This is a genomic window from Clostridium neonatale, assembly GCF_001458595.1.
In the GTDB taxonomy this organism is placed as follows: Bacteria; Bacillota; Clostridia; order Clostridiales; family Clostridiaceae; genus Clostridium; species Clostridium neonatale.
The window spans coordinates 2,535,852-2,561,526 of sequence record NZ_LN890328.1; the positions used below are offsets into that span (position 1 = coordinate 2,535,852).

Genomic DNA, 25,675 nt, shown 5'->3' on the forward strand with positions numbered 1-25,675 from the left:
GAGCCTAGCAGTATAGCCCATCTTCATCTACTGATGAAGATGTTTCCTTTATTTAAGATCCTAATTGCAGCATAGCTGCTCTTTTTATTTAAGATCCTAATTGCAGCATAGCTGCTCTTTTTATATGTGTATATCTTATTATTTTCTTATTTTTATATAAATATAATGTTAAAGTACTATCATTTTTTATATTTGTATTTATAATTATTTTTATATAGATATTTAAACTTAAGGAAGGTATTTTTATGAATTCAGATAAAAAGTTATATAAGGACTCTTCTAGAAAAAAAATTTGTGGTGTTTTAGCTGGAATTTCAGACTACATCAATGCAGATGTTACACTTGTAAGAATTCTTTTTGCATTATTAACAATATTATTTCAGCCTTGCATAATAATTTATATTATTTTTGCCTTTATAATGCCCGACAAAAAGGACATTTATGATAATTATTAATAATTAAAATTTTTATTAAATCATATAATTTTTTACAATAGTTCGATATTTTTTTAACAATAAATATTGAATATTTCTTATCACATGGTAAAATATTATTTGTCGGTATTTCAATATTGAAAACTGAACGGAAATTAAACACTGTTTTTTCCGAATTATATCCATAATATTAAAGGAATAAGAACGGAGGTATTATACCATGGAAAGAAATGATTTTAAAACTAACTTTTCTGTCAGACAGATAACTATGGTTGGAATGTTATCTGCTATATCAATTTTTTTAGGTCTTACAGGCCTTGGATTTATACCAATTCCACCTGTTAAAGCAACTATTATGCACATTCCAGTGATTATAGGAGCAATTATTGAAGGCCCTGTTGTTGGTGCTTTAGTCGGACTAGTCTTTGGTTTGTTTTCAATGTACCAAGCATTCACCGCTCCACTACCAACATCATTTATTTTTTGGAATCCAATAATAGCTATAGTTCCTAGAGTATTAATTGGAATTGTATCATATTATGTTTATAGTTTATTAAAGAAAAAAATCAAAAATGAAAGCATAAATGTGGGTATTTCTGCAGTATTAGGAACCCTTACAAATACAATAGGCGTAATGGGATTGACTTATCTTATATATTTAGAAAGATATGCTGATGCTCTTGGTATAAGTAAAGAAGTAGCCACTACAGGTATCTTAACTGTGATTGGGCTTAATGGTTCAATTGAAGCAATTGTTAGTGCTGTTATTTCTATTGCAGTAGTATTAACATTATTTAAAATCAGAAAATAAATAACAATAATATATTTATATAAACCTAAATGCACAATAACATATTTGTTGTTTGTGCATTTAATTTATTCAAATTTATTTATGTCTTTTGGAGGATAATTTATGAAAGAAATTCGATTTTGCGATATAGAAGATATAAAACTTGGCCACTGTCATAATGAAAAAGGAGGAACTGGCTGTTCTGTTGTTATATGTGAAAAAGGTGCAACGGGCGGTGTAGATGTTCGTGGTGGTTCACCTGGTACTCGTGAAACTGATCTGCTTAATCCATCTGAGATGGTTGATAAAATTAATGCTGTTATGTTATCAGGGGGAAGTGCATTTGGACTAGATGCTGCTAGCGGGGTAATGGAATATTTAGAAAATAAAAATGTTGGATTTGATGTTACAGTTACTAAAGTACCTATAGTTTGCCAGGCAGTATTATTTGATTTGCCTTTTGGTGACTATAAAATAAGACCTAATAAAGCAATGGGAATTGAAGCCTGCCAAAACTCTGAAACATATAATGATGATATTAATGGAAATATCGGTGCTGGATTTGGTGCCACAGTAGGTAAATTCCTTGGGCTTGATTACGCTATGAAAGGCGGTCTTGGAACTTATGCAGTGCAAGTTGGTGGCCTTAAAGTTGGTGCAATTGTTGCGGTTAACTGTTTAGGTGATGTAATTGATCCATCTAACTCAAATATTATTGCAGGTGCATATGATCGTGAAAAAAATAACTTTTTAAATACAGAAAAATTAATAATTAATAGCATCGAAAATCCTAAGAACCCATTTAAAGGAAATACAACAATTGGAATTATAGTTACAAATGCTGACTTTGATAAAGCACAAGCTACTAAAGTTGCTTCTATGGCTCATAATGGATATGCACGCACTATGAGACCTGCTCATACAATGTTTGATGGAGATACAATTTTTACAATGTGCACAAATAAAGTTAAATCAGATGTTACAACAGTTGGAATGATTGCAGCTCAAGTTATGGAGAAAGCCATATTAAGAGGAGTAAAATCTGCAAAAGGTATGTTTAATATTCCAAGTTACTCTGAAACGGAATAATTTTACAAATTGAAAGTACATATTAAATTAAAGGGCTATGTCCAATTGTTAAAATTAGACATAGCCATTTTTCATTCAATTAATCTCTAAGCTGCTGTTTTTGTTGTAGTAGTTACATTATCATCTTCCATCAATTTTAAATATTCTTCTTCTGTTAACTTAACAGAACTAGTTGGAATAGTGATTTCTTTTGCATCAGATTTAGTACTTTTTCCCTTAACTGTTATATCCATCTTTCCAAAATCTTTTAATTGGATAGCCATCTTAATATCCTGAGTATAAGTATTATCACTAAACACTTCTTTTAAACTTATATTAGATCCTGCTATCATTGTTTTTAATTCTTGGATTTCTGAATTTATATTTTTATCATTCATTATAGATTTAAATTGAGCTATTTCTTCTGAAGTTAATCCTATTTTAAACTCAGAATTAATATTCTCTATATTACTAGCTGAAGCTTTTATTGCTTTTACAAGTAAATCCACCATTTCATTAGAATTTAAACTCATTGTAAATTCTCTTCCATTTTGAGCATAAGGTAAATCTATGTCTGCATCTCCAAATACAGTTTTCCCCAATTTCAATACTGCTTCTGGATCTGATATTATTTTTTGAAGAGTTGCTACATCTATCCCTGAATCAATGCCTATATATTCAGCATTAATTTTAGCTAATTTTTCTGGTACCTTTTCTCCTGACATAGTGTATATGCCTTCAAAATAACTTTTATTTATATAGCTTACTCCATTATCAACATACACTTTTATATCTGGAAGTTTAAATAAACCTGATGGATCATTAAATTTAACCTCTGCAAATGATTTATCTCCTGAAGTATATCCAGTTCCAGTAAATGAAATATTTAATTTTTGTCCTTGTACATCAATAGCTACATTCCCATTAGTCTCAGTTGAAGTAGCAGTCCACTGTGAAGCCTTAGCCAATTCCTTTGTATAATTTGTTGTTGCTGCACTACACCCTGTAAGAGTTGCTATTCCTAAAGTAGCAGTCATAAATAAAGCTAATGTCTTTTTTAATTTCATATCTCTTCCCCCTTAATTTAGATATACTATTTTAATAAAATAGTATATCTAAATTATACCTAATTTTTTTCCATAAATGTGTTTTATTATCTTAAATTATTCTTAATTTTGTATTACTCTTTCTTCATAATCCAAATTATAATATTTATCTTAATATTAAAGAACTAATGCATATATATACGAATCAATACATTCTCCGCTAACTATATGATATGAGTACTTTTTTAGGAGTCCTTCTTCATTAAACTTTAACTTATCCAAAAGTCTTTTAGATGCTTCATTGTCTTTAAATACTATAGACTGAATTCTTTCTAAATCAAATTCTCTAATTACTATAGGTAATAATTTATCCAAAGCTTCATACATTAATCCTTTTCTCCAATATGCTTCGCATATCTCATATCCTAAATCAGCTCTTTTTCCAATAAACTCTGAAAAAATTATAGTTCCAATCATTTTATCATTACTCTTATTGACTATTGCAAAAGGAAGTATCCAATTTTCTTCATATCCTTTTCTCCAAGTATATATATATTCTTCTGCTTCTTCTAAACTTTTAGGACCATTCCAATCAAGATATTTGCATATATTTTCGCTAGTATAATACTCAAAGAAATCTTTTGCATCCTTTGCTTGTATTTCTCTTAATATTAAATTTTTTGTTTCTATTTTTTGAATTTTATTAAATATTTTTTTCAACTTCACAGTCCCCCTATTTTTATCATCCTTAAGGTAATTTCTACCACAATTGTACTATTGTTATTTATATTCTTCTATTATTATATTTATATATTACTATATTTTTATAAATATCATTAATTTCTGTATATTTAATGAAATATCATAAAAAAAATCAAACCTTTCTATGCAATAATTTAGGCTTAGAAAGGTTTGATATCTAATTAATTGTTTATTTATTTTTCTTTATTAAATACATCTTTATCTATTTCATTAAGACTTTTTCCTACTATAACAGCTGTTGTCATAGTTCCATTAACATTTAACATTGTACGTCCCATATCTAAAATCGGATCAATAGCAAGTATTCCTCCTGCTAATGGGAAATATGTTCCCATGCCCATTCCTGAAATAACAACTGATACAGACATAGTAGCTGTCCCTGGAAGACCTGCTATTCCAAGCGAACTTATCACTATAATAACTAGTAACATACCATAAAAACTTATGTCCATAGGTGTACCACTCATATTTGCTAAAGTAATTGCCATCAGTGAAGGATATATAGCTGCACATCCATTCATCCCCATATTAGAACCTAAACTTCCTATAAAACTTGCAACGCCTTCTTCAAGTCCTATATTTTTATTTAGTGTCTCGATTGTAACTGGCAATGTTCCTAAACTAGAACGTGAAGTAAATGCTAAAATTAATGGTTCTAAAACATTCTTCACATACCTAATAGGATTTAAACCACTTAATGCAATTAAAATAAGATGAACTATAAACACCACAATTATACTTACATATAGAGCTACTATAAATTTTCCAACACTTAATATAGCTGATAATCCTCTTGATGCAATTGTATTAGCAAGCAATGCAATTACTGCATATGGCATAAACTTTATTACTGTCATTGCTACACTTGTAATGATCTTATAAGAACCTTCAATCAAATCAACAACAGGCTTTATTACATCTGAATATTTTTTAGTTAATCTCTTAATCGCTACTCCAATAAATCCTGCAAATATTACTACTCCAACTATATTGGCATCTGCCATAGCTTTTATTGGATTAGATGGTAATAAACCTCTAAGAGTATCAACAATAGGTTCTATTTCTTTCATTTCAGCAGCATTTTGTATAACAACTGCATCTGTACCAAGCTTAAATAAATTTCCCATAATAATACCAATTATTGCTGAAATAGTGGTTGTACCAAGTAATGTTAATATTGATCGCGATGTCAATTTACTCAAATTTTGGTTAGCTTTCATATTAGTTATTACTCTTATTATTGATAAAAATACTAAAGGTACAACAAGCATTTTTAATAAATCCATAAAGCCATAGCCGACTAAACCATACCACTTAGTAGTTTCAGTTATCCATGCAATATTTGCAGTATCTTCTGGTAATCCAGCCACTATCTGAATTATTATTCCGAGAACCAATCCTGTTATAGTTGCAAAAATCATACGCTTAGAAAAGTTGATTTTTTTCTTTTCCATAGCTCTAATAATAAAAAAGATTCCAATTAAGATTGCTATAAATAATATAGGCATAAAACTAGTTATCATAAGAAAATCTTTTAAAAATGTATTGTTCATTTTTCTTCTCCTCTTTTGTCGAATTCCTATCTTTTTACTATGAATTATATAATATCAGTTATACTTATATTATGTCAACTATATCTTGTTATATACTATCAAAAATAAAAAGAACATAGAATTTTTTATTAACTAATTCTATGTTCTAATCTAAATAAATTTCAAATATATTTTTATTCTGTTTATAACATTTATACAAATATAATCTTACTGATGTAATCTTCTAATAATTTTATAGGCCACAACATTTTCCATAATCATCGGAGATGTATGCGCAAAGAATATTATTCCATCAGTTGGTGATATTATTTGAGATATTACTTCCCCTTCATATGGATGAATTATTTCTCCAATAACATCTCCTCTTTCAACACTATCACCAGGCTTCCTTAATCTTCTATATATTCCTGATGCTGATGTTTTTAAAGAAAATAAATCTTCTTCTTGAAGTACACTTGCTATATATCCACTATGGCTGTTATATTTTATTACTCCCATTCGTGTTAAAAATCTCAGTACAGCAACAACCGCATGCTTTGCTGATTCTTCATCAATCTGATCTGTAGCATTTGTATATAGTGAAAATGCATTTGTATTCCATAACTGCCAGTTATAATTTAATGTCATGGTATCATATGGTCTCGGCTTTCTAACAACAACATATTGAAGTCCAAATAAATTAGCAAGACTAGGACTGTGATGTCCTGTTTCCATCATTCTTATATGTGGGATAAAATCTCCTGGCATATAAAAACTTGTGAATTGTATTCCATATGTATATCCTTGAACTTTTTCAAATACACCATTTGCAATTCTTTCAGTGGTTTCTCCATTTTTTTCGCCAGGAAACATTCTATTGATGTCTGTATTATCCATTGCCCAAAATCTTTTTCCAATATTAATTGAATGAGGATTAACACAAGGTATAATTAAAATTTCACAATTCTTTGTTATTGAATTTTTCTTTTCAAGTTTTGTTAGTGTCTTTATTAGTTGAGAGCACGTATATAGCTGTTGTATTTCATTTCCCCTAATGGCACCAACAATACATGCTGTTTTTTCTCCTTTTCCAAAGCTATATCCAGTTATTCTCATATCATCCCTATAAGGAGATTTTAACGTATAGATAACTTCTTTCTTCATTAAAATCCCTCCCCTACTATTCTAGCTATTAAAGATCCTTCATATACTACTGGATATTCTCTTAATGTAAATATCATTCCATTACATGGAGAAATAACTCGTTCTAACACCTCTCCATGTAAAACATCTATGATCTCTCCCATAACATCTCCCTTTTTTATTCCTTTCCAATGGTCAACACATGGAATAAATATTCCTGAACTATTTGAGTTTACAAATGTTACTTGATCATTATTAGCTATTATAGGATTCTTTACTACTGTAGTATCTCCATCCCATATACCAAGTTCTTTCATTAAATTTAATATTCCATTTACTAAATCAAAACAGTATTCCTTAGTAATTCGCATACCAACTCCCATTTCAACCATTATTGTTGGAACATTTATTTTATTAAGATTATATACAAGTGTTGACTGGTTAACTTTTTTTTCTGGATAAATCCATATAAAATCTGTATTTATAAGTTTAGCATATGGTAATAGTTTTTCTTTAGTTTCTTCACTAATTCTTACTTGAGGAGCTTCTTTCAAAAATATGTTACTTGCATGTAAATCTATACACATGTCTGCTCCTTTAATATCGTCTATAACTTTTGCAGCCATATACTCTGCCATAGCCCCATTTTCTGCCCCTGGAAAGATTCTATTCATATCCAAATCAAATGTTGGCATTCCTCTATGCACAGAATCAATTCCCAATGGATTTAATGTTGGATATATATCAACAACTCCATGCAAATTTTCTATCTTCTCATTTATTATCCTCATTAATTCGTAACATACATACTGTCCTTCCAACTCATCTCCATGAATTCCGGTAACAATACAAATTCTTTTCATATTATCATCTTTTTTCTCAGAAATAAGTCTATTCTTCTTTATTATTAAACTTTCATCCACTGAAAGTTCTGATGATACTACTGTTTCAATCATAAAGTTTTCCTCCAAAGTTTGCTTATTGCTAATAATTTTAATCTCTATATTTTATTTAAATTTCAAATTTATTACTTTTTAATTTATCTTATTATACACCTTAACTTACATATAGGTAAACCTTCCTTAGCCCTCTATTTTCATATTGTTTATGAAAATTTCTAAACTATATTTTTTTAAAAAACATAATTTTTTTCATTTTGCTATTGACTTTTTATTAAATAATAATTATTATTAGTTACAAGGAGTTGTTAATAACAATTCTCAAAGCAAAATTAATATTGAAATTAAAAATAAAATTAAAATTAAAGGAGGACATAATATGTCATTAATAAATAAGAAAGTATCAGATTTTAAAGCACAAGCATACCAAAATGGAGAATTCAAGGAAGTTACACTTGATTCTATAAAAGGAAAATGGTCAGTATTCTTCTTCTATCCAGCAGACTTTACATTTGTTTGCCCAACTGAATTAGGAGATTTAGCTGATAACTATTCAAAATTCCAAGAAATTGGATGTGAAATCTATTCAGTATCAGCAGATACTCACTTTGTTCACAAAGCATGGGCTGATACAACTGAAACAATTGGAAAGATAAAATATCCAATGATCGGTGATCCAACTGGAGCTATCATTAGAGACTTCGGTGTTATGATTGAAGAAGAAGGTTTAGCTTTAAGAGGCTCATTTGTAGTTAATCCAGAAGGAGAAATTAAAGCTTACGAAATACATGATAATGGAATTGGAAGAAATGTTGATGAGCTATTAAGAAAAGTTCAAGCTGCTCAATTCGTAGCTGAACATGGTGATCAAGTTTGTCCTGCTAAATGGACTCCAGGAGCTGAAACTTTAACTCCAAGCCTAGATTTAGTTGGTAAACTTTAATTCTTATATATACTTAAAAACTCTAAAATTATACACTTAAAATATTCATAATCCCTTTTAATAAGAGGCACATTCTCCCTGTGCCTCTTTAATAACTAAAACTCCCCATATTACATAGTTAATAATTAATTTAATAGCTGTTAATTATGTAATGTAGATAAAAGTGAGTCTGTATTACTTATATATTAGAATTTGTAAAGCAGTTCTCATAATAATATCTCTTTTTAATGCAGCCCACTACTTATATTCCTTCGTAGTAGTAAGTTTGAGTTAGCAAATATAAAATTGGGCTCGCATTTAAATTTTGAATTATTGGATGGAGGTTATTTATATGAATAAAATATATGATTTAATAATAATTGGTGGTGGTCCTGCTGGATTAACTGCTGCTTTATATGCTGGAAGATCAAAATTAAATACATTAGTTATAGAAAGAGAGTCTGTTGGCGGACAAATAAAAACAACATCTGAAATAGTTAATTTCCCTGGGATAATAAATAGCAGTGGACCTAAGCTAGTTGATGATATGAGAACTCAAGCTGTGAATTTTAATGCTAAGTTTACAGAAGCTGAGGTAATGTCTGTTGACTTTGATGGTGATGTAAAAGTAATAAATACTAATAATGGTGATTTCCAAGGAAGAAGCGTTATAATTGCTACTGGAGCAAGCCCAAGAAAGCTTGGATTTACAGGTGAAAAAGAATTTACTGGTAGAGGTGTAGCATATTGTGCAACATGTGATGGAGAATTTTTTAAAGATCTAGATGTATTTGTTGTTGGTGCTGGATTTGCTGCTGCTGAAGAAGCTATCTTCCTAACTAGATTTGCAAAGCATGTAACAGTTATAGCTAGAGAACCTGAATTTACATGTGCAAAGTCTATTGCAGATAAGGTATTAGCTCATGATAAAATAACTGTTAAATTTAATACTGAGATTTTAGAAGCAACTGGCGAAAATCTTCTAGAAAGAGCTAAATTCATAAATAATGTAACAAATGAAACTTTTGAATATAATGCTTCTAAAGAAGATGGAACATTTGGTATATTCATATTTGTTGGATATGAACCTCAAACTTCATTATTTAGAAATGTAGTTGAATGTGATAAATTTGGTTATATATTAACAAATGAAAACATGGAAACAAATATTCCTGGTGTATATGCTGCTGGAGATTTAAGACCTAAGGTATTAAGACAGGTAGTTACTGCTGTTTCAGATGGTGCTATAGCTGCTACATGTGCTGAAAAATATGTTACTGAACTAAAAGAAAGGTTAGGAATAGAAGATGAAGCTGAAGAAGAAACTACTGAAAATAACAATGTACCTTCAAAAGCTTCAAATGATAACTTAAATTCTGCTCCAATAGGTGGTCAAAGTAAGCTATTAAATGATAGCTTACGAGCCCAATTAAAGGGAATTCTTGATAAAATGGAAAAAGAAGTCACATTAGTTTCTATTGTAGATGAATCTAATCCAAAATCTATAGAATTGAGAGATCTGGTACTTGATATAAGTAATTTAGGTGATAAATTAAATGCAGAAATAGCTATCAGAGGTTCAAATAAAGACCTAGAAAAAAAGATACATGCTGATAAGTATCCTGTTGTTGCTTTATTAGATAGTAATAAAGAATATAGTGGTATTAAATTCCATGGTGTACCTGGTGGTCACGAACTAAATTCATTTATCATTGCTATATATAATTTAGCTGGACCAGGCCAAGCATTAGATAACACTATTTTAAATGAAATAAAATCTATAGATAAAAAGATAAATATCAAAGTTGCTGTTTCATTATCTTGTCATCTTTGTCCTGATGTTGTTATGGCATCTCAAAGATTAGCAATAGAAAATAAAAATATTGAAGCTGAAATGTTAGATTTATCAGAATTCCCTGAATTAAAATCTAAATATAAAATTATGAGTGTTCCAGCTATAATACTAAATGATGAACAGTTATTCTTTGGAGCTAAAAAGATTGATGAAATTGTCAGTCTAATAAAATAGAATTATTAAAAAAGTCAGTTGCATTTTCAGCTGACTTTTTTATTTATTTAATAGATTTTATTATTTCTACTCTTGTAATTTCATGATTTTTCATCTTAGCTATTCTAAGTGCAAAACCAGAATAATAAATACATAATCCTGTACCTAAATTTAATTTTCTATTTTCCACTTCATCCAAAATTACTTCTTCTAATGTATGATTATCATTATAAGGAATATCTATATGTTCTAATATATTAATCCTCTTAACTCTCTCATTTCCTCTATATATAGTCTTAGCCACTTCGTCAAAATTGTAAAATAAATATTTTCTTACAGCAAATAAAATTGCAATAGATATTATTCCAACTAAATTTTCTAATGTTGATGTATGCTCGACTATAAGTTGTCTTGCAATAGCAAATAATAATACTTCTATTACTGTAGCAGGTGTATGCTTGCATAGCATTTTTATAAATTCTATCCCTATTACAAGATTAAATGCTGATGCTAAGAAAATATTAAATGATTCTATATCATTTTTATGCATAGCAATTAACTTTAAATCACTAACTAAAAAAATAAGTAAAATACTAATACTAATAGCTAGTAATATTCCAATAATTATTTCTAAAATATCTGCTATTTGAAGAATTTTATTATTAAAAAATTTTTTCATTTTTCCTCCTTATGCTGCCATAATATAATGTCAATACAGTATGATTCTATAATAATAATTAGCCTCTGTTTATTGGGATATTGAAATGTCTTTACCATCAGATTTTATAGTTATATCCCCATTTTCAGTAAAATAATTTTTCACATTATATTTCTCTAAGATAAGTATAGTTTTATCATCAGCAGTTTCTTCTTTTGAGGATGTTATTATCGAATATTGAGGCTTGGTATTTTCTATTAAATTTTCAGTCATATTATTAACTCTTCCATGATGCGGCATTTTAATTACTGAAAAGTATTTTTTATTGTATTTTAAGAACTCTTTTATCCTTTCTTCTTCAGCATCTCCCATAAACAGAAAACTTTTATCTTTATAATTAATTTCCACTATAATAGAATAATCATTTGATTTTTTATATTCATCTTTTTTAGGCGGACATATCTTAATTTCTACGTCATCAATTTTTACACTAATTTCTTCATGTAATAAAGTTGGCTGTATATTGCTTTTTTCAATTGCTTCTTCATATTCTTCATACTGATTACTTTCTTTTTTATAATCAGGCTGTATTAGATTATTTATTTTAAACTTATTTATTATTTCATCAGCACCTCCAATATGATCTTTGTCCATATGTGTTAAAATTAAATATTCTAATGAATCAATACCTTGTGATTTTAAATATGTACTTATTTCATTTTTATTTTTATCTAATCCTGTATCAATCATTATATATTTATCTTGTATACCTATAAGAATACAGTCTGCTTTTCCTGCATCAAAAAATTTTATTATAAGTTCATCATTTGCTTGATTGTAATTATTATATTGCTTGCTACTATAACATCCAATAAACATACAAACAATAACAATATTCAATATAAGTAATAATAATCTTTTAGTCATATCTTGCCACCAATCTATTTTTAATTTTAAATGAATCTAAATATATAATTATAATATTATACACATAAAGCATATGCATCAACAGGTAAAATTTAAGAATATTTGTAAAACAATATTTTATATAAATATTATTTAAATTATTTTAGACATTTCTAAAATATAATGTTAAAATATAATTATATACTATTTGTTAATTAAAGGTGTGATACTATTATGTCTAAATACGCAGATTTTCAAGATAAGCCAATAAACAAAACTTTAAGTTATATTCATTGGTTTTTCATTTCTAACATTTATTTTGCATTATGTAATATACTATTAATGCTCTCTTTATATTTATTTGATATAAAATTTGAAAATATAGCTATATTTTTCTTAGCTCTAATACCAACTGGGCCTTCACTATGTGCTCTATGTTCTTTTATGAACAAGTTAATAAGAGATAAATACGTTGATACTACTCGTGATTTTTTTAAAGGATATGTTGAAAATTTCAAAGCTTCTTTAAAATTTTGGTGCATTTTTTTATTACTATCATTTATTTTAATTTTTGATTTAAAATTATGTTTAATGAATAGAAAATTTATTTTTCTAATTATACCTATGATTTTTATGTTATTATTTCTTATAATACTATGTTCATATTCAATACCTATTTTATCTAAGTATGAAATAAAACTACTTGATAATATTAAATTATCATTTTACTTAGCACTAAAAACTCCAATTAAAACACTACTCAACTTAGTAATTATTGCATTATCAGCTTATATTTTCTTATATATAAGCAACATAATTGGATTGTTTGTTTTTAGTCTTTCATCTTATATATTGATGAAAAACATGGCTTCATGTTTCTTATTTATAGAAAGTAAATATCTAAAATAATATTGATTTGATTTTTGCATATAAATACCACTATAATTATACTATAGAAATTTGGATATTTAACATTATAAACAGAAAGGGGTAGCTGCTTTACAAGTAGCAAATAAATTATGATACATATAACTAATTTAAAAGACGGAATATCTATTTTTAAAGCCTTAAGTTCTGATGTAAGAATAGATATATTGAATATATTATCTGAATATCAACAGCTGAATATGAATGAACTATCAGAAAAACTTAATCTAACTAATGGTGCTGTAACCATGCATATAAGAAAATTAGAAGAATGCGGGCTTATAACTACTAATAATTTAACTGGTAAACATGGATTACAAAAGATATGTTCGCTACATGAAAATAAAATAGTAGTTGATATGGAATCAGATACTCCTGAAAATTCTTATGATATTGATATGTGTATAGGTCATTATTCTTCATACGAAATAACTCCTACTTGCGGAATAGCAACAAAGGATAAGCTTATTGGAGAAGTTGATAATCCGAATTATTTTGCTGATCCTGAAAGGATGTATGCTGACATTCTTTGGTTCACTAAAGGCTTTATTGAATATAGAATACCTAACTACTTAAAGCCAAATCAGATATTTTCTGAATTACAAATATCTATGGAAATAAGCTCTGAAGCTCCTGGTATATGTAATATATGGCCATCCGATATACATTTTTCTATTAACAATATAGATATCGGAACTTGGATTAGTCCTGGAGATTTTGGCGATAACAAAGGTTTATTTACACCATCATGGTGGTTTCCTAATTGGAATCAATATGGCTTATTAAAATTACTTGCAGTTAACCATTATGGAACATTTATGGATGGGTTAAAGATCTCTGATGTAACATTGAATGATTTAAATCTAAACTATAAAAGCGATATTGTTCTAAAACTTGCAGTACCTGAAGATACTAAGCATGTTGGAGGATTAACTATCTTTGGAAAGAACTTCGGTAATTATAACCAAGGCATACATGTTCGAATTATATATAACTAGTAAAAAGGATTCATAAAGATATAAAAATTTTTATGAATCCTTTTTGTTACAGTACTTTTTTCCCCCATAAAGCAACTGCATTTTTATCAATAGTAGTAAAAATCAAAGTTTCTTTGTTCTCTTCCCAATCCCATGAAGGCATTACTTTACCTTTATATATTTCATTTTCATCTCTGACTTTTATTTTAATTTTTATTTCATTTATATTAGAAAAACTCCACTTTCCGCCATATTCACCTTCAATATCACCGTTTTCTTTAAAACTATAAGTCTTAGATACAATGACTCTATTAACATCTCTGTAGAGTGGTATAAGCTCCCATTCTCCAATAATTAGTTTCTTATCAATTTCTTGTTCTTTTTCTCCTGCATAACGTTCTGGTGAAATCATTGGCCAACCATCATTTGACCATAATATCTTTCTAACATGCATATAAAACCAACTCTGATTATATTCTTTTCTTATATGATGAACTATATAGAAATCTTCCCCATCATTTAATACAGAATTATGTCCAGGTGCAATCCATCCTTCACCATTTCCAAATCTATATCCTCCAAGAATTTTATTTCCAATATGATTGGGATTTACAGCAAACTTGTTAGTCATCTCATTTCCATTTATATCTATATAAGGTCCATCTATACTTTCAGATCTTCCTACTCTTACATTATAATCAGATGCCAAAGAATCATATGATACAAATAAATAATATTTATCAAACTCTTTATTATAAACAATATATGGTCCCTCTATAGCTCCTTCAGTAGAATGATGTCTTCCAGCTATATTTATTCCTTTATCATTTTCTTTTTGTGGTTTACCTGTTTCTTTATCTAATTTTATCAAATAGATTCCAGTCCAAAATGATCCATATGACATCCACATTTCACCATTCTTATCGAATACTATATTAGGATCTATTGCATTTCTATCGTCACCACTATCACTTTTTACAACAAGTCCATTATCCTCCCACGGCCCATCTATTGATTTACTTTTTAATAAACCTATATATGATCTATTTCTGCCAAATGTTGAAGCGCAATAATACAAATAGTATAAGTCATTTACTTTTGTTACTTCAGGTGCCCAAACGCCTTCGGCACCGGTCCATTCTTTCGCTTCTTTTGGTACATCGTCCAAAGCCTGCCCTACATATTCCCATTTAATCAAATCATATGATTTCCTTATTTGAATGGATGGGGTAGCTTTTCCTCCAATTCTTGCATCAGTTGAAAACACATAATATAAATCATCATCTTTAAATATTGATGGGTCATGAGCTCCTGCTGCTCCCCATTTTGTTATGTCTTCAATATCTTCATCATATTTCAAGTCTTTTATTATAGGCTTTTCTGGATATATCACTTTTTACCATCCTCTCTATTCTTTTAAATAAAAAGGACTTAGTACATATTTAAAACATAGCACTAAATCCTTAACTTTTTTATCCCTTAACTCCTGAGATAGCTATTGATTCTATAATCCATTTTTGGAATACTATAAATACTATAATTATTGGCAACATAGACATTACAGACGCTGCCATAATCAATGGATAATCTGTCTGTATTGCATATGTAGCATTAAATGATTGTATAACAGTTTGTATTGTCATTTTTTCAGGTGTATTTATATATATTGATGGTGCTAAATAGTCATTCCATATTCCCATAAACCATAAAATTATTTGAGCCGATATAGCTGGTCCTGATAAAGGGAATATAATTTTATAAAATATTTTAAAGAAGGAGCACCCATCTATTCTTGCTGCTTCAATAAGATCTGTTGGTATTCCCTGCATATATTGTCTAAGGAAAAATATCATACTTACATTACCAAATAATCCCGGAATAATTAGAGGTTTTAAAGAGTCTACCCATCCAATCTTAGAAAAGATTATAAATTGTGGTATCATAACTATGGCAAATGGAATCATCATTGTTCCAAGCAATGCTAAAAATATCTGATTCTTATAAGGAAATCTTAACTTTGCAAAAGCAAATGCTGCTAAACTAGAAGTAAAAGTTCCTACTATTGTTACACTTAAACATACTTTTAAACTATTAATTAAACCACTAAGCAATGGTCCTTTGGTCCATATTTCTGAATATTTACTCCAATTTATTTCTGTTGGTATCCATACTGGCGGCATAGCAAAAACATCTAATTTATTTTTTACAGATGTTGAAACCATCCATAGTAATGGAACAATCATTACTAGCGATCCTAAAAGCAATACCAAGAATAAAATTGTATTTATTATCTTCTCTTTTTTCTTCTTACTTCTCATTTTTGTGCCAGTTCTTGGCATAGTCTTAACTGTATCTGTACTTACCATTTTAACATTCACCTCTTTCTATCAACTTTCAAATAATTGATCGCCACTATGCTTAAATTGAATAAATGTTAATATGAAAATAGCAATTGCTAATACCCATCCTACAGCACAAGCATACCCCATTTGATAGTTCTTAAATGCCTTATCCCATAAATAATATACAATGGTCGCAGCGCTATAATTTACTCCACCATTATCAACCATTATAGAAGGTTCAATAAACATTTGAGATCCACCAATAACTCCAGTAATAATCATATAAAATGTAACTGGCTTTAACATCGGCATAGTTATATGTTTAAAAATTTGAAGTGCATTAGCCCCATCTATTTGAGCTGCTTCATTATAGCTTCTTGGAATGCTTTGTATTCCTGCTAAGTATAGAAGCATTGAAGTACCTAATCCTTTCCAAACAGTCATTGCCATTATAGCCGGTTTTACTGTCGTTTCATTATTAAGCCAATTTGGTCCCTTCACTCCAAATATAGATAATATCTGATTTAGTAACCCATAATCTCCATTGTATACCCATCTCCATAAAATAGAGATAGCTGCTATTGAAGATATAACTGGAATGTAGTAAATTACTCTAAAAGTTTTAACTCCAAATACCTTTCTATTCATAGCTAGTGCTAATCCTAAAGCTATTATAAGTCCTATTGGTATTCCAATCATCATAAATACTGTATTAAACATGGCCTTCCAAAAATTCGCATCTGATACCATCTCTTTAAAATTATCTATTCCAATGAAATCTGGAGTTCCAATAGAAGTCCAATCTGTAAATCCAGCATATAAAGAAACTATCAACGGTACTAATGAGAATAAGAAGAATCCTAGTATTGGTGCTAGAACGAAAAGATATCCTGCTCTACGTTCTCTTGCATAATAATCTGATTTAGAATTTATTTTTACTTTTGCCACCATAGTTCATTTCACCACCTAATTACTCCTATTTTTTTCTTCATACCTATCATTAATTAAGTTACTTAATTTATAATATTTCAGCAACTTAATTAATGATTAGAAAAAATTACTTTGCTTTTTCCTTTTGCTCTTTTTCAATAGCTTTATCTAATAATTTTTGCATTTCTGGTTGAATTTTTGCGCAATAATCTTTTGCTGAAATCTTACCATCTAAAACATCTTGAATTCCTTCATAGAATTTATCGTACCATTCACCGTTGTATGTTCTTTCACCTGGTAATGGTTTACCATATGTTTCTATAAGGTCTATAAAAGCTTGTTTGTTATGAGGATTATTATCTGTATTTAAGTAATAGTCTTTTGCCATTGATTTTATATTTGGAACTTGAATTTGTTGATCTGCAACCATCTTATTTGCATCTTTATCTGTAGATAAGAATATTGCTAAGTTAACAGCTTCTTGTGGATATTTAGTATTAGCTGAAACACCAAATCCTACAGAACCAAGCCAACTTGCAGTTTCTCCAGTACTTCCTGCTGGCCATGGAATTATATCATATTCAAATGGAAGATCTTCAAATGCTGCTATATCCCACGGTGCAATGGCAAAGAATCCTAATTGTCCTTTTAACCATCTTTGATAAGTGTCAAGTGTTTGTCCTTGTTCTGCGCTTGGAGTTATTTTATCTACTAAAGTTTGATCTGCAAAAAATTGTAATGCTTCTACAAACTTTGGATCTGTAACTGTAACCTTTGTTGCATCTTCATTGATCCAATCTGCACCGTTACTAAATACAAATGGCGCAAGTGCCCAGTTAACATTAAGACCAGTTCCCCAACTTGAATCATCTCCACCTGTATCATTAGTTAATTGTTTACAAACGTTTATAAATTCATCCCATGTATAAGGAACCTTCGGGTCAGGTAATGGTATTCCCTTTTTCTCAAATAAAGTTTTGTTATATCCAAATCCAAATGGACCTATATCTTTAGGTAATGCATATAAGCTACCTTGTCCAATTTTATCTCCATCGTATCTATATTTATTTAAGCCTAATTCCCATACATCATCTAAATTCAATATTCCATCTGTTTCTGCTTGCTTAAGATATTCATCTAAGTTCAACATCTTGCCTGCATTAACCCATGCTTTTACGTCCCCAGGCCCCATATAAACAACATCTGCCATTGTATTAGATGCCATAGCTGCTTGTATCTTTTGCCCATACTGATCTTGAGTTGTACTTACAAGTTTAACCTTAACATCAGGATATTTCTCTTCAAATTTCTTAATTACTTGTTCATAAACAGCAGTTTCCTGAGGTTGTCCATAACACATCCACGTAATTTCTTTTTTACCATCTGCGGTTTTTGCTCCAGCTCCATTGGATTCTTTAGCTCCACCACATCCAATAAGCATGGTTGCAGCTACTGTTGCAGTAATAATCATAGAAAGTAACTTTTTTGATTTTTTTAACATAATTATTTCCTCCTAATAAATTCTTATATTCTCTACAGCTCCTTTATTTTACACTTATATAAATATATCTAGTTTGATTTTTCAATGCTTATATAAGTCCTCATAAGCATAAATCCTTTTCAAATCGTCATTTGTAAAATTTTTATTATTTTTCTATATTTGTATTATAATCGTTTTCTTTTAAAAGGTCAACGTTTAAAATACATTTTTCTAAACTATTTTAGCTTTTTTTAAATTAATCCCTAAAACTTACCATTTAGTATCATATAGCGATTTTTTAAAGCTTAATTCTTTTTATACTTATGCTAAACCAGTATACTTCAATAAATTTCCCACCTCATATTATTCATAAAGATCTATATTCTCTAAATAATTAGTGATTTATAAATGTAATTTTTCTAGCTGTTTTATTAGTTACTAATATCTTAATATTTCTATAAACTGTCCGCCTAGTAATATCTTCTATATATGAATTTCAAATTTTAGACCTAGACTATGGATATATAATCAGCTAATGGACTAAATTCCAAACCACCAGCTACTGATGGAAATCATTCACTACTGCAATTAATCTTAAATACTAATCTATTTTTATCCATATCTTTTTTAATCTTTGATTTATACTTCAAATTCTCTAGTATCAGGTGATGGCACTCCAAAATCAGGTGTTCCATCTTCTTTCCATTTGATAACTTCAATTCTTGCATGTCTATTAGGATCACTTAAAGGATCTCCCTTTAATTCTGTATAGTTTCTTGAATGATAAACCAAAAGATCTTCTGTGCCATCTTCTGAAACAGTGAATCCATTATGGCCTGGACCATATTGATGATTCTCATATGAAGTTTTAAATACTGGCTGCTCAGATTTTTTCCAAGATGATGCATTCAATAAATCACTATTTTCATCTGCTGTAAGCATTCCAATGCAATAGTTTTCATCTGTTGCACTAGCTGAATAAGTCAAAAATATTTTCCCATTTTTCTTTAATATAGCAGGTCCCTCATTCACCCAGTATAATTTTATTTCCCAATCTAATTCAGGCTTTGATAATAACACTGGTTTTGATTTTAGTGTCCATGGATTTTCCATTTCAGCTATATATATATTTGAATGAGAATTAGGCTCAGCCTCTCTATCTTCTTGTGCCCAAACATAATACAATTTGCCATTATGTTCAAATGTAGTTGCATCTAAAGAGAAAGACTCCCATCCTGTTTTTATTTGTCCTTTTTCTACCCAATTGCCTTCAAGTGGATTTTCACTATCGTTTTCAAGAACATACATATGATGATTAAAAGTAATTCCTGTGACTTCTCTATTTGGTGCTGCTGCAAAATATATATACCATTTTCCATTAATATAATGGATTTCTGGTGCCCATATTAATTCACTCATCTCACCTTCTTCATGTTTCTCCCATATTGTCGTGGTTTCTGCATCTTGTAATTCAGCTATAGTTTTAGCTCTTCTAAGTTCTATGCTATCAAATGCTGGAACCGATGCTGTGAAATAATAGTATCCATCAATATGCTTGTATATACATGGGTCAGCTCTTTGAATAACTATTGGATTGTTATATTTATTTTTTGACATAATGTAAACCTCCTCTTGTTGTTTAATAAATATCATAATTATATTTAACATTATATAAAATAATTTAGTTTAATATATATAATACTTAAATAAATCATTTTCTATTTAGATTATAGTACGTATATATACCTTTTTCAATACTTTATTTTAAATATATTTAAAATCATTTATACTTTTATAAATATTTATTAGCTCAGTATAACTTTTTCCTCAAATATTTATAACTTAAATTTATTCCACTATAAAGTAATATCTATTGTTATATTTCTCATTTGTATATATTCTATTTTTATTTTTAATAACTATATAAATAAGTTATGTATTAATGCTCAACACTAAAATGTGCTTTTGAAAGAATTAAGATGTTAATGCATGTTTATTACATTCTAAAAAAATTCTTGCTTAATATTGTCAAATACAGTTTTTAGTGTTGATCCTATATTAATAAGCCTTATATCATTAATTTTAAAAATATATAAAGCAAAAATAGCAAAAAGGATTCTTTCACTGAATCCTTTTTGCCACTCTTTAAATAAATATTAAATTACCATTACCACTTCTTTTCAATGTCAGGACAGTAGTTATTTTTTACGGCTGCTCGCATCTCAACAAAACATCCACAAATCCTACACATTCCATTAATAAGATTATCACACTTCATACATAAATCTAATCTATTTTTATATTCAATTTCATCTGTCTTTATATAATTATCTATACCTTTAATGTATTCCTGCATGTTTCTATATTCATCTTCTTCAAATATTGAATCAAGCAGACACCTTCTACAAATTCTGTTTTCCATATTATTATTCTACAATTATACTTAACACACTGCATGCTGGTATAGTAAAGTTTAAGCCTTTATCTGTAACTTTATAATCATTAAATTCTTCTGGCTTAACCTTATCAGGTTCAGCAAATGTATTGTATGCACCCATTTCATTTGTTAAAATTGTAGCACTAACAGCTTTAATTTCTTTGTCAACTATTATTCCTTCAATATCATAAGAATCAGTAATAGATAAATTATTCACTGTAATTATAACTCTGCCATCTTTATCAATAGAAACAGATTCATGTAAATTAGGAACTTTATTCTCCTCTTCAACACCTATCATTTCATTTTCTATATAACTTTCAAGTAAAGTTGCTTCTTGATGATACTTATACATATTAAATACATGATAAGTAGGTGTTAATATCATTTTTTCGCCTTCAGTTAATATAACTGATTGTAACACATTAACAACTTGTGCTAAGTTAGCCATTTTGACTCTATCTGAATGTTTATTAAATATATTTAGATTAATACCTGCAATTAAAGCATCTCTCATTGTGTTTTGTTGATATAAGAATCCTGGATTAGTTCCTGGTTCAACATCATACCATCCACCCCATTCATCAATTATTAAATCAACTCTTTTTTCTCGATCATATCTATTCATAATATCAATATGATTATTTATTAGATTTTCTATCTCTAATGTTTTCTTCATGCTTATATACCATGTTTTTTCATCAAATCCTGTTGCTGGTCCTTTATTAAGCCATCCACCTGGATGAGTATAATAATGAAGAGTTAATGCATCCATGAAGTTAGCCGCAACTTTCATAACACCTTCTGTCCAATTATAATCATCTACATTTGGACCACAAGCAATTTTATAAAGTTTATTTTCTCCATAATTTCTGCAGTATGTTTGATATCTTCTATACATATTCCCATAGAATTCTGGCGTCATATTACCACCACAGCCCCAATTTTCATTACCAACTCCAAAATATTTCACTTTCCATGGTTTAGCTTGTCCATTTTGTTTTCTTAATTCAGCCATTGGAGATATTCCATCAAAAGTTAAATATTCAACCCATTCAGACATTTCTTGTACTGTTCCACTTCCAACATTACCATTTATATATGGTTCACATTCAAGCTGTCTGCATAATTCCATAAATTCATGAGTTCCAAAGCTATTATCTTCTACAACTCCACCCCAATGTGTATTAACCATTCTCTTTCTATTTTCTTTAGGTCCAATACCATCTTTCCAATGATATTCATCTGCAAAACATCCGCCTGGCCATCTAAGTACTGGTATCTTTATTTCTCTTAATGCTTCTACAACATCAGTACGCATACCGTTTACATTAGGTATCTTAGAATTTTCTCCTACATAAATCCCTTCATATATACATCTTCCTAAATGTTCTGAAAAATGCCCGTAAATTTCTTTATTTATCTTGCTTTTTTTATCATGTGTATTAACTACTAATTTTTTCATAATGACTCCTCCTAAATTTATTTAAGTAAAAACTTTAATATTAAAGTAATCATTTAATATTTATCTTAAATATACTATACTATTTTAAAGTGGTCAATAATTATTTTATATAATAATAAAATAATTTATATAATATTCTACTATTGATAGTGTTTACATAAATTTTAATATTTGATATAATCTCAAATATCATATCTATAACACGTACAGTTGCATTTTATATGATTAAAATATTTTTATAATAATCTGTGTTATAATAATCTTATATCAATCTTTTATAGTATTTATATTTTAATAGGAGATAAAATATTATGTTACATTTTAACTCAATGAATGAAGCTAGTGAAATCTTCAAAGCACTTAGTGCACCAATGCGCTTAAGAATAATGGAACTAATATATGAAGATGATAATAAAAGCTTAAATGATATAGCTAATATTCTTAAATTAACCAATAGTGCTATATCATTACACATAAAAAAATTAGAAGAAGTTGGCTTAATAGAAATACACACCACACCTGGAAGACGTGGTTCAATGAAAATATGCAAACCACTTCACGATATGATGATAATTGATCTAAAACCCAAAAAATTAAATTTAAAATCTTATATTGATGAAATAGATATTGGCTACTATTCTACATGCCAAGTAACCCCTACCTGTGGAATAGCCACAAGCAAAAAAATAATAGGTGAATTCGATGATCCTCGCTATTTTCTGTTCCCAGATCATTTTCAAGCATCAATATTGTGGTTTAGTACAGGATTTATAGAATATAATTTGCCTAATCATTTATTAGCTGGCCAAAAACTTACTGAACTACAACTATCTTTCGAAATATCTTCTGAAAGTCCTGGATTTAATGAAAATTATCCATCCGATATACATTTTTCTATAAATAACATAAGCCTTGGATATTGGATCAGCCCTGGGGATTTCGGATCTAGACCTGGACGATTTACTCCACATTGGTGGCCAAAAATCTGTAACCAATATGGACGTCTAAAAACCTTAAGCATCAATAAGAATGGTACCTTCATTGATGGTGGTTTTAAAATTTCAGACATTAAAATACATGAATTAAACATAGATTATACAACTCCAATAACTTTTAAATTTTCCGTTCCTAGCACAACAAAAAACGCAGGAGGATTTACTATATTCGGAAAAGATTTTGGTGATTATAATCAATCAATAAAAATGCAAATGTTCTATGAAACAGAGCTTGCAGATGAAAAGTAAAAAATTCATCTGCAAGCTCTGTTTTCCATTATCTATAATAGTATTTTTATTTTTCTTTAATTCCCCATAAAGAAACTCCATTTTCAGCGCTTGAAACTGTAAATGTCATTGTATTACATTTTCTATTTATGTCGTATTGTTCTAATACAACTCCTGTATATTCAATGTTGTCAATATTGAGTTTTATCTTATTTCCATCCGTAAATTTCCAAGTTCCTTCTACTGTTCCAGCAATTTTACCATCTCTTTTCAATTGTATATCTGTAAATTCTTTTATCTCACTTGTTATATCATGTCCGTGATTTATAAATTTATATTTTCCTTGAACATCCTTTTTATTATAACTTCCAATTTTCTCTCCACTATATCTATATGGTGCAACAACAAACCATCCATCCTCATTTAAAAACATTTGATGAACTCTAACTTGATGCATCTCTCCTGCTTCTGGAAATCTTGTATGGAATATTAGAAAATATTGATTTTTTTCTTTATCATAATATACAGAATTATGACCTGCAGAAACATATCCTGTTGTAGTTATATCTTCACTTAATTCTGAATCAGGATATTTAAAGTTTCCAAACAGTTTAACTCCATAATTTGTAATAATGTCATTTTGAGCTTCTAAAAACTGTCCCTTTACGCCTTTACAATCAATCATATCATTTCCCATTGAATCATAATATGGACCATCAGGTTTTTTTGAACGACAAATTCTCATATTATATCCTGCATCTGATGTTAATCCTCCAAATGATGTAAACAGATAATAATATCCTGTTTCCTTACTATAAGTCACATATGCTGCTTCGATTTCTGAATGATAGCCACCTAATATCTTCTTTCCGTAAGTACCTTGCCCCTCCTTAGGTTTTCCTGTTGTAGTATCTAACTCAAGTATATATATTCCACCTGAATATGAACCATACATCATCCATAATCTTCCCTCAGCATCAAAAAATACAGCAGGATCTATAGCATTAGGGTGTACATTAGCATCATAAGTTCCAGTTGTTCCATCTGCTTCTTCATATTTTAAAGGTTCAGATCCACTAGACTTTAATAAAATTCCTAAATCTTCATATGGTCCTTCAACACTATCTGAAACTGCATAACCTATAGCACTTTGAGGGCTGCTTCCTTCACATACACAATAATATAAATAATATCTTCCATCAGATAGTTGAATCCAGTCACTAGCCCAAAAAGTATTTGTTTTTCCCCAAGCAAGTGCTTCTCCTAATTCAGTTTTTATATTTTTAAACAATTTCTGATTGTTTACGGAATCAGATATGCTAGTCCAATTAATTAAATCTGATGACTTGGCTTCTGCCATATGTGATCCAGTTATATAATATGTGTCGTTGCTTTTTATTATTGCTGGATCATGTACTGATACCTCATTAAAAGTTATACTTTCTGAGTTATTATTAGAGCATCCAATCATTGATACATTGCTAAAAGTTAAAGTTATAGCTAATACTGATAATATAATTCCTTTTTTCATCTACATTCTCCTTAATTAAATATATAATTATATTTTATATTCACTTCAATTATTTTATGTTTTTATAAAATATAATTATATATTACTATTACTTGTAAAAGTTTTCAATATTTTAGTTAATTTTTTCTATTCTTTTCACTTACTTTATCATTGATTTATGTCTTTAAATAAAATAAAAGCTATATATGACGTAGA

The 25,675-nt window shown here is 28.8% G+C and carries 23 protein-coding genes; 8 read left to right on the plus strand and 15 right to left on the minus strand.

What is annotated here, in order from left to right; translation table 11 throughout:
* Window positions 1-245 precede the first annotated feature (245 nt).
* The 3 genes from BN2920_RS18360 (at window position 246) to BN2920_RS18370 (ending at window position 2,313) form a co-directional block, all read left to right on the plus strand.
* Window positions 246-455, plus strand: a complete 210-nt coding sequence (locus BN2920_RS18360; RefSeq protein ID WP_058296417.1) for a PspC domain-containing protein — start codon at window positions 246-248, stop codon at window positions 453-455.
* Between the two features lie 199 nt (window positions 456-654).
* Window positions 655-1,245, plus strand: coding sequence for an ECF transporter S component (locus BN2920_RS18365; RefSeq protein ID WP_058296418.1), 591 nt, complete (start codon window positions 655-657; stop codon window positions 1,243-1,245).
* Between the two features lie 102 nt (window positions 1,246-1,347).
* Entirely contained in the window at window positions 1,348-2,313 is a 966-nt protein-coding gene (locus tag BN2920_RS18370; protein ID WP_058296419.1) for a P1 family peptidase, read from the plus strand.
* An 86-nt stretch (window positions 2,314-2,399) separates the two neighbouring features.
* Here BN2920_RS18370 and BN2920_RS18375 read toward each other — a convergent pair whose 3' ends face one another.
* The 5 genes from BN2920_RS18375 to BN2920_RS18395 all read right to left on the minus strand — a co-directional run bounded on the left by BN2920_RS18375 (window position 2,400) and on the right by BN2920_RS18395 (window position 7,731).
* A complete protein-coding gene (locus BN2920_RS18375) occupies window positions 2,400-3,359 on the minus strand; it encodes a hypothetical protein (RefSeq protein WP_058296420.1) in 960 nt (319 codons plus the stop codon).
* 156 nt (window positions 3,360-3,515) lie between these two features.
* Window positions 3,516-4,058, minus strand: coding sequence for a GNAT family N-acetyltransferase (locus BN2920_RS18380; protein WP_058296421.1), 543 nt, complete (start codon window positions 4,056-4,058; stop codon window positions 3,516-3,518).
* Between the two features lie 215 nt (window positions 4,059-4,273).
* Window positions 4,274-5,653, minus strand: a complete 1,380-nt coding sequence (locus tag BN2920_RS18385) for a cation:dicarboxylate symporter family transporter (protein WP_058296422.1) — start codon at window positions 5,651-5,653, stop codon at window positions 4,274-4,276.
* A gap of 207 nt (window positions 5,654-5,860) precedes the next feature.
* Complete coding sequence (locus BN2920_RS18390; protein WP_058296423.1) at window positions 5,861-6,796, minus strand: M14 family metallopeptidase; 936 nt, start codon at window positions 6,794-6,796, stop codon at window positions 5,861-5,863.
* On the minus strand, window positions 6,796-7,731 hold the full coding sequence (locus BN2920_RS18395) for a M14 family metallopeptidase (protein WP_058296424.1): 936 nt from the start codon (window positions 7,729-7,731) through the stop codon (window positions 6,796-6,798). The genes BN2920_RS18390 and BN2920_RS18395 overlap by 1 nt, the downstream gene beginning before the upstream one ends.
* A gap of 322 nt (window positions 7,732-8,053) precedes the next feature.
* Here BN2920_RS18395 and ahpC point away from each other — a divergent pair, with 322 nt between their 5' ends.
* Both ahpC and BN2920_RS18405 read left to right on the plus strand, forming a co-directional pair.
* On the plus strand, window positions 8,054-8,617 hold the full coding sequence (gene ahpC / locus BN2920_RS18400; protein WP_058296425.1) for an alkyl hydroperoxide reductase subunit C: 564 nt from the start codon (window positions 8,054-8,056) through the stop codon (window positions 8,615-8,617).
* Window positions 8,618-8,948: 331 nt separating this feature from the next.
* Window positions 8,949-10,625, plus strand: coding sequence for an FAD-dependent oxidoreductase (locus BN2920_RS18405; RefSeq protein ID WP_058296426.1), 1,677 nt, complete (start codon window positions 8,949-8,951; stop codon window positions 10,623-10,625).
* A gap of 43 nt (window positions 10,626-10,668) precedes the next feature.
* On the opposite strand, the gene BN2920_RS18410 is transcribed toward BN2920_RS18405, so the two are convergent.
* Together BN2920_RS18410 and BN2920_RS18415 are read right to left on the minus strand one after the other, a co-directional pair.
* A complete protein-coding gene (locus tag BN2920_RS18410; RefSeq protein WP_058296427.1) occupies window positions 10,669-11,283 on the minus strand; it encodes a hypothetical protein in 615 nt (204 codons plus the stop codon).
* A gap of 69 nt (window positions 11,284-11,352) precedes the next feature.
* Window positions 11,353-12,189 carry a ComEC/Rec2 family competence protein gene (locus tag BN2920_RS18415; RefSeq protein ID WP_058296428.1) on the minus strand — a complete coding sequence of 279 codons (837 nt, stop codon included), beginning with the start codon at window positions 12,187-12,189 and terminating at the stop codon, window positions 11,353-11,355.
* Window positions 12,190-12,510: 321 nt separating this feature from the next.
* Here BN2920_RS18415 and BN2920_RS22650 point away from each other — a divergent pair, with 321 nt between their 5' ends.
* Complete coding sequence (locus BN2920_RS22650) at window positions 12,511-13,077, plus strand: DUF624 domain-containing protein (RefSeq protein WP_394372143.1); 567 nt, start codon at window positions 12,511-12,513, stop codon at window positions 13,075-13,077.
* Between the two features lie 110 nt (window positions 13,078-13,187).
* The gene (locus BN2920_RS18425; RefSeq protein WP_058296430.1) at window positions 13,188-14,093 is read left to right on the plus strand and encodes an ArsR/SmtB family transcription factor; all 906 of its coding nucleotides are present in this window, start codon (window positions 13,188-13,190) and stop codon (window positions 14,091-14,093) included.
* Window positions 14,094-14,139: 46 nt separating this feature from the next.
* On the opposite strand, the gene BN2920_RS18430 is transcribed toward BN2920_RS18425, so the two are convergent.
* From BN2920_RS18430 to BN2920_RS18460, 7 genes are all read right to left on the minus strand, one after another.
* A complete protein-coding gene (locus tag BN2920_RS18430; protein WP_058296431.1) occupies window positions 14,140-15,465 on the minus strand; it encodes an arabinan endo-1,5-alpha-L-arabinosidase in 1,326 nt (441 codons plus the stop codon).
* A 79-nt stretch (window positions 15,466-15,544) separates the two neighbouring features.
* Window positions 15,545-16,438 carry a carbohydrate ABC transporter permease gene (locus tag BN2920_RS18435; RefSeq protein WP_242868426.1) on the minus strand — a complete coding sequence of 298 codons (894 nt, stop codon included), beginning with the start codon at window positions 16,436-16,438 and terminating at the stop codon, window positions 15,545-15,547.
* 21 nt (window positions 16,439-16,459) lie between these two features.
* A complete protein-coding gene (locus tag BN2920_RS18440) occupies window positions 16,460-17,365 on the minus strand; it encodes a carbohydrate ABC transporter permease (protein WP_083498858.1) in 906 nt (301 codons plus the stop codon).
* Between the two features lie 106 nt (window positions 17,366-17,471).
* A complete protein-coding gene (locus BN2920_RS18445; protein WP_058296432.1) occupies window positions 17,472-18,845 on the minus strand; it encodes an ABC transporter substrate-binding protein in 1,374 nt (457 codons plus the stop codon).
* A gap of 618 nt (window positions 18,846-19,463) precedes the next feature.
* A complete protein-coding gene (locus BN2920_RS18450) occupies window positions 19,464-20,441 on the minus strand; it encodes a glycoside hydrolase family 43 protein (RefSeq protein WP_172437823.1) in 978 nt (325 codons plus the stop codon).
* A 550-nt stretch (window positions 20,442-20,991) separates the two neighbouring features.
* Window positions 20,992-21,246, minus strand: coding sequence for a DUF6171 family protein (locus tag BN2920_RS18455; RefSeq protein WP_058296434.1), 255 nt, complete (start codon window positions 21,244-21,246; stop codon window positions 20,992-20,994).
* Between the two features lie 4 nt (window positions 21,247-21,250).
* The gene (locus BN2920_RS18460; RefSeq protein ID WP_058296435.1) at window positions 21,251-22,726 is read right to left on the minus strand and encodes an alpha-N-arabinofuranosidase; all 1,476 of its coding nucleotides are present in this window, start codon (window positions 22,724-22,726) and stop codon (window positions 21,251-21,253) included.
* A gap of 311 nt (window positions 22,727-23,037) precedes the next feature.
* On the opposite strand from BN2920_RS18460, the gene BN2920_RS18465 reads away from it, so the two are divergent.
* Window positions 23,038-23,970, plus strand: coding sequence for an ArsR/SmtB family transcription factor (locus BN2920_RS18465; protein ID WP_058296436.1), 933 nt, complete (start codon window positions 23,038-23,040; stop codon window positions 23,968-23,970).
* Between the two features lie 46 nt (window positions 23,971-24,016).
* Here the strand turns inward: BN2920_RS18465 and BN2920_RS18470 are convergent, their stop codons facing one another.
* Complete coding sequence (locus BN2920_RS18470) at window positions 24,017-25,480, minus strand: glycoside hydrolase family 43 protein (protein WP_058296437.1); 1,464 nt, start codon at window positions 25,478-25,480, stop codon at window positions 24,017-24,019.
* Window positions 25,481-25,675: the final 195 nt, after the last annotated feature.

Bases quoted from the DNA above. Each gene is read 5' to 3' on its own strand.
- ahpC (WP_058296425.1), top strand. From the start codon at position 8,054: ATGTCATTAATAAATAAGAAAGTATCAGATTTTAAAGCACAAGCATAC.
- BN2920_RS18440 (WP_083498858.1), bottom strand. From the start codon at position 17,365: ATGGTGGCAAAAGTAAAAATAAATTCTAAATCAGATTATTATGCAAGA.
- BN2920_RS18360 (WP_058296417.1), top strand. From the start codon at position 246: ATGAATTCAGATAAAAAGTTATATAAGGACTCTTCTAGAAAAAAAATT.
- BN2920_RS18435 (WP_242868426.1), bottom strand. From the start codon at position 16,438: ATGGTAAGTACAGATACAGTTAAGACTATGCCAAGAACTGGCACAAAA.
- BN2920_RS22650 (WP_394372143.1), top strand. From the start codon at position 12,511: ATGCTCTCTTTATATTTATTTGATATAAAATTTGAAAATATAGCTATA.
- BN2920_RS18390 (WP_058296423.1), bottom strand. From the start codon at position 6,796: ATGAAGAAAGAAGTTATCTATACGTTAAAATCTCCTTATAGGGATGAT.
- BN2920_RS18405 (WP_058296426.1), top strand. From the start codon at position 8,949: ATGAATAAAATATATGATTTAATAATAATTGGTGGTGGTCCTGCTGGA.
- BN2920_RS18375 (WP_058296420.1), bottom strand. From the start codon at position 3,359: ATGAAATTAAAAAAGACATTAGCTTTATTTATGACTGCTACTTTAGGA.
- BN2920_RS18450 (WP_172437823.1), bottom strand. From the start codon at position 20,441: ATGTCAAAAAATAAATATAACAATCCAATAGTTATTCAAAGAGCTGAC.
- BN2920_RS18370 (WP_058296419.1), top strand. From the start codon at position 1,348: ATGAAAGAAATTCGATTTTGCGATATAGAAGATATAAAACTTGGCCAC.
- BN2920_RS18465 (WP_058296436.1), top strand. From the start codon at position 23,038: ATGTTACATTTTAACTCAATGAATGAAGCTAGTGAAATCTTCAAAGCA.
- BN2920_RS18425 (WP_058296430.1), top strand. From the start codon at position 13,188: ATGATACATATAACTAATTTAAAAGACGGAATATCTATTTTTAAAGCC.
- BN2920_RS18365 (WP_058296418.1), top strand. From the start codon at position 655: ATGGAAAGAAATGATTTTAAAACTAACTTTTCTGTCAGACAGATAACT.
- BN2920_RS18415 (WP_058296428.1), bottom strand. From the start codon at position 12,189: ATGACTAAAAGATTATTATTACTTATATTGAATATTGTTATTGTTTGT.
- BN2920_RS18395 (WP_058296424.1), bottom strand. From the start codon at position 7,731: ATGATTGAAACAGTAGTATCATCAGAACTTTCAGTGGATGAAAGTTTA.
- BN2920_RS18455 (WP_058296434.1), bottom strand. From the start codon at position 21,246: ATGGAAAACAGAATTTGTAGAAGGTGTCTGCTTGATTCAATATTTGAA.
- BN2920_RS18470 (WP_058296437.1), bottom strand. From the start codon at position 25,480: ATGAAAAAAGGAATTATATTATCAGTATTAGCTATAACTTTAACTTTT.
- BN2920_RS18385 (WP_058296422.1), bottom strand. From the start codon at position 5,653: ATGAACAATACATTTTTAAAAGATTTTCTTATGATAACTAGTTTTATG.
- BN2920_RS18410 (WP_058296427.1), bottom strand. From the start codon at position 11,283: ATGAAAAAATTTTTTAATAATAAAATTCTTCAAATAGCAGATATTTTA.
- BN2920_RS18445 (WP_058296432.1), bottom strand. From the start codon at position 18,845: ATGTTAAAAAAATCAAAAAAGTTACTTTCTATGATTATTACTGCAACA.
- BN2920_RS18460 (WP_058296435.1), bottom strand. From the start codon at position 22,726: ATGAAAAAATTAGTAGTTAATACACATGATAAAAAAAGCAAGATAAAT.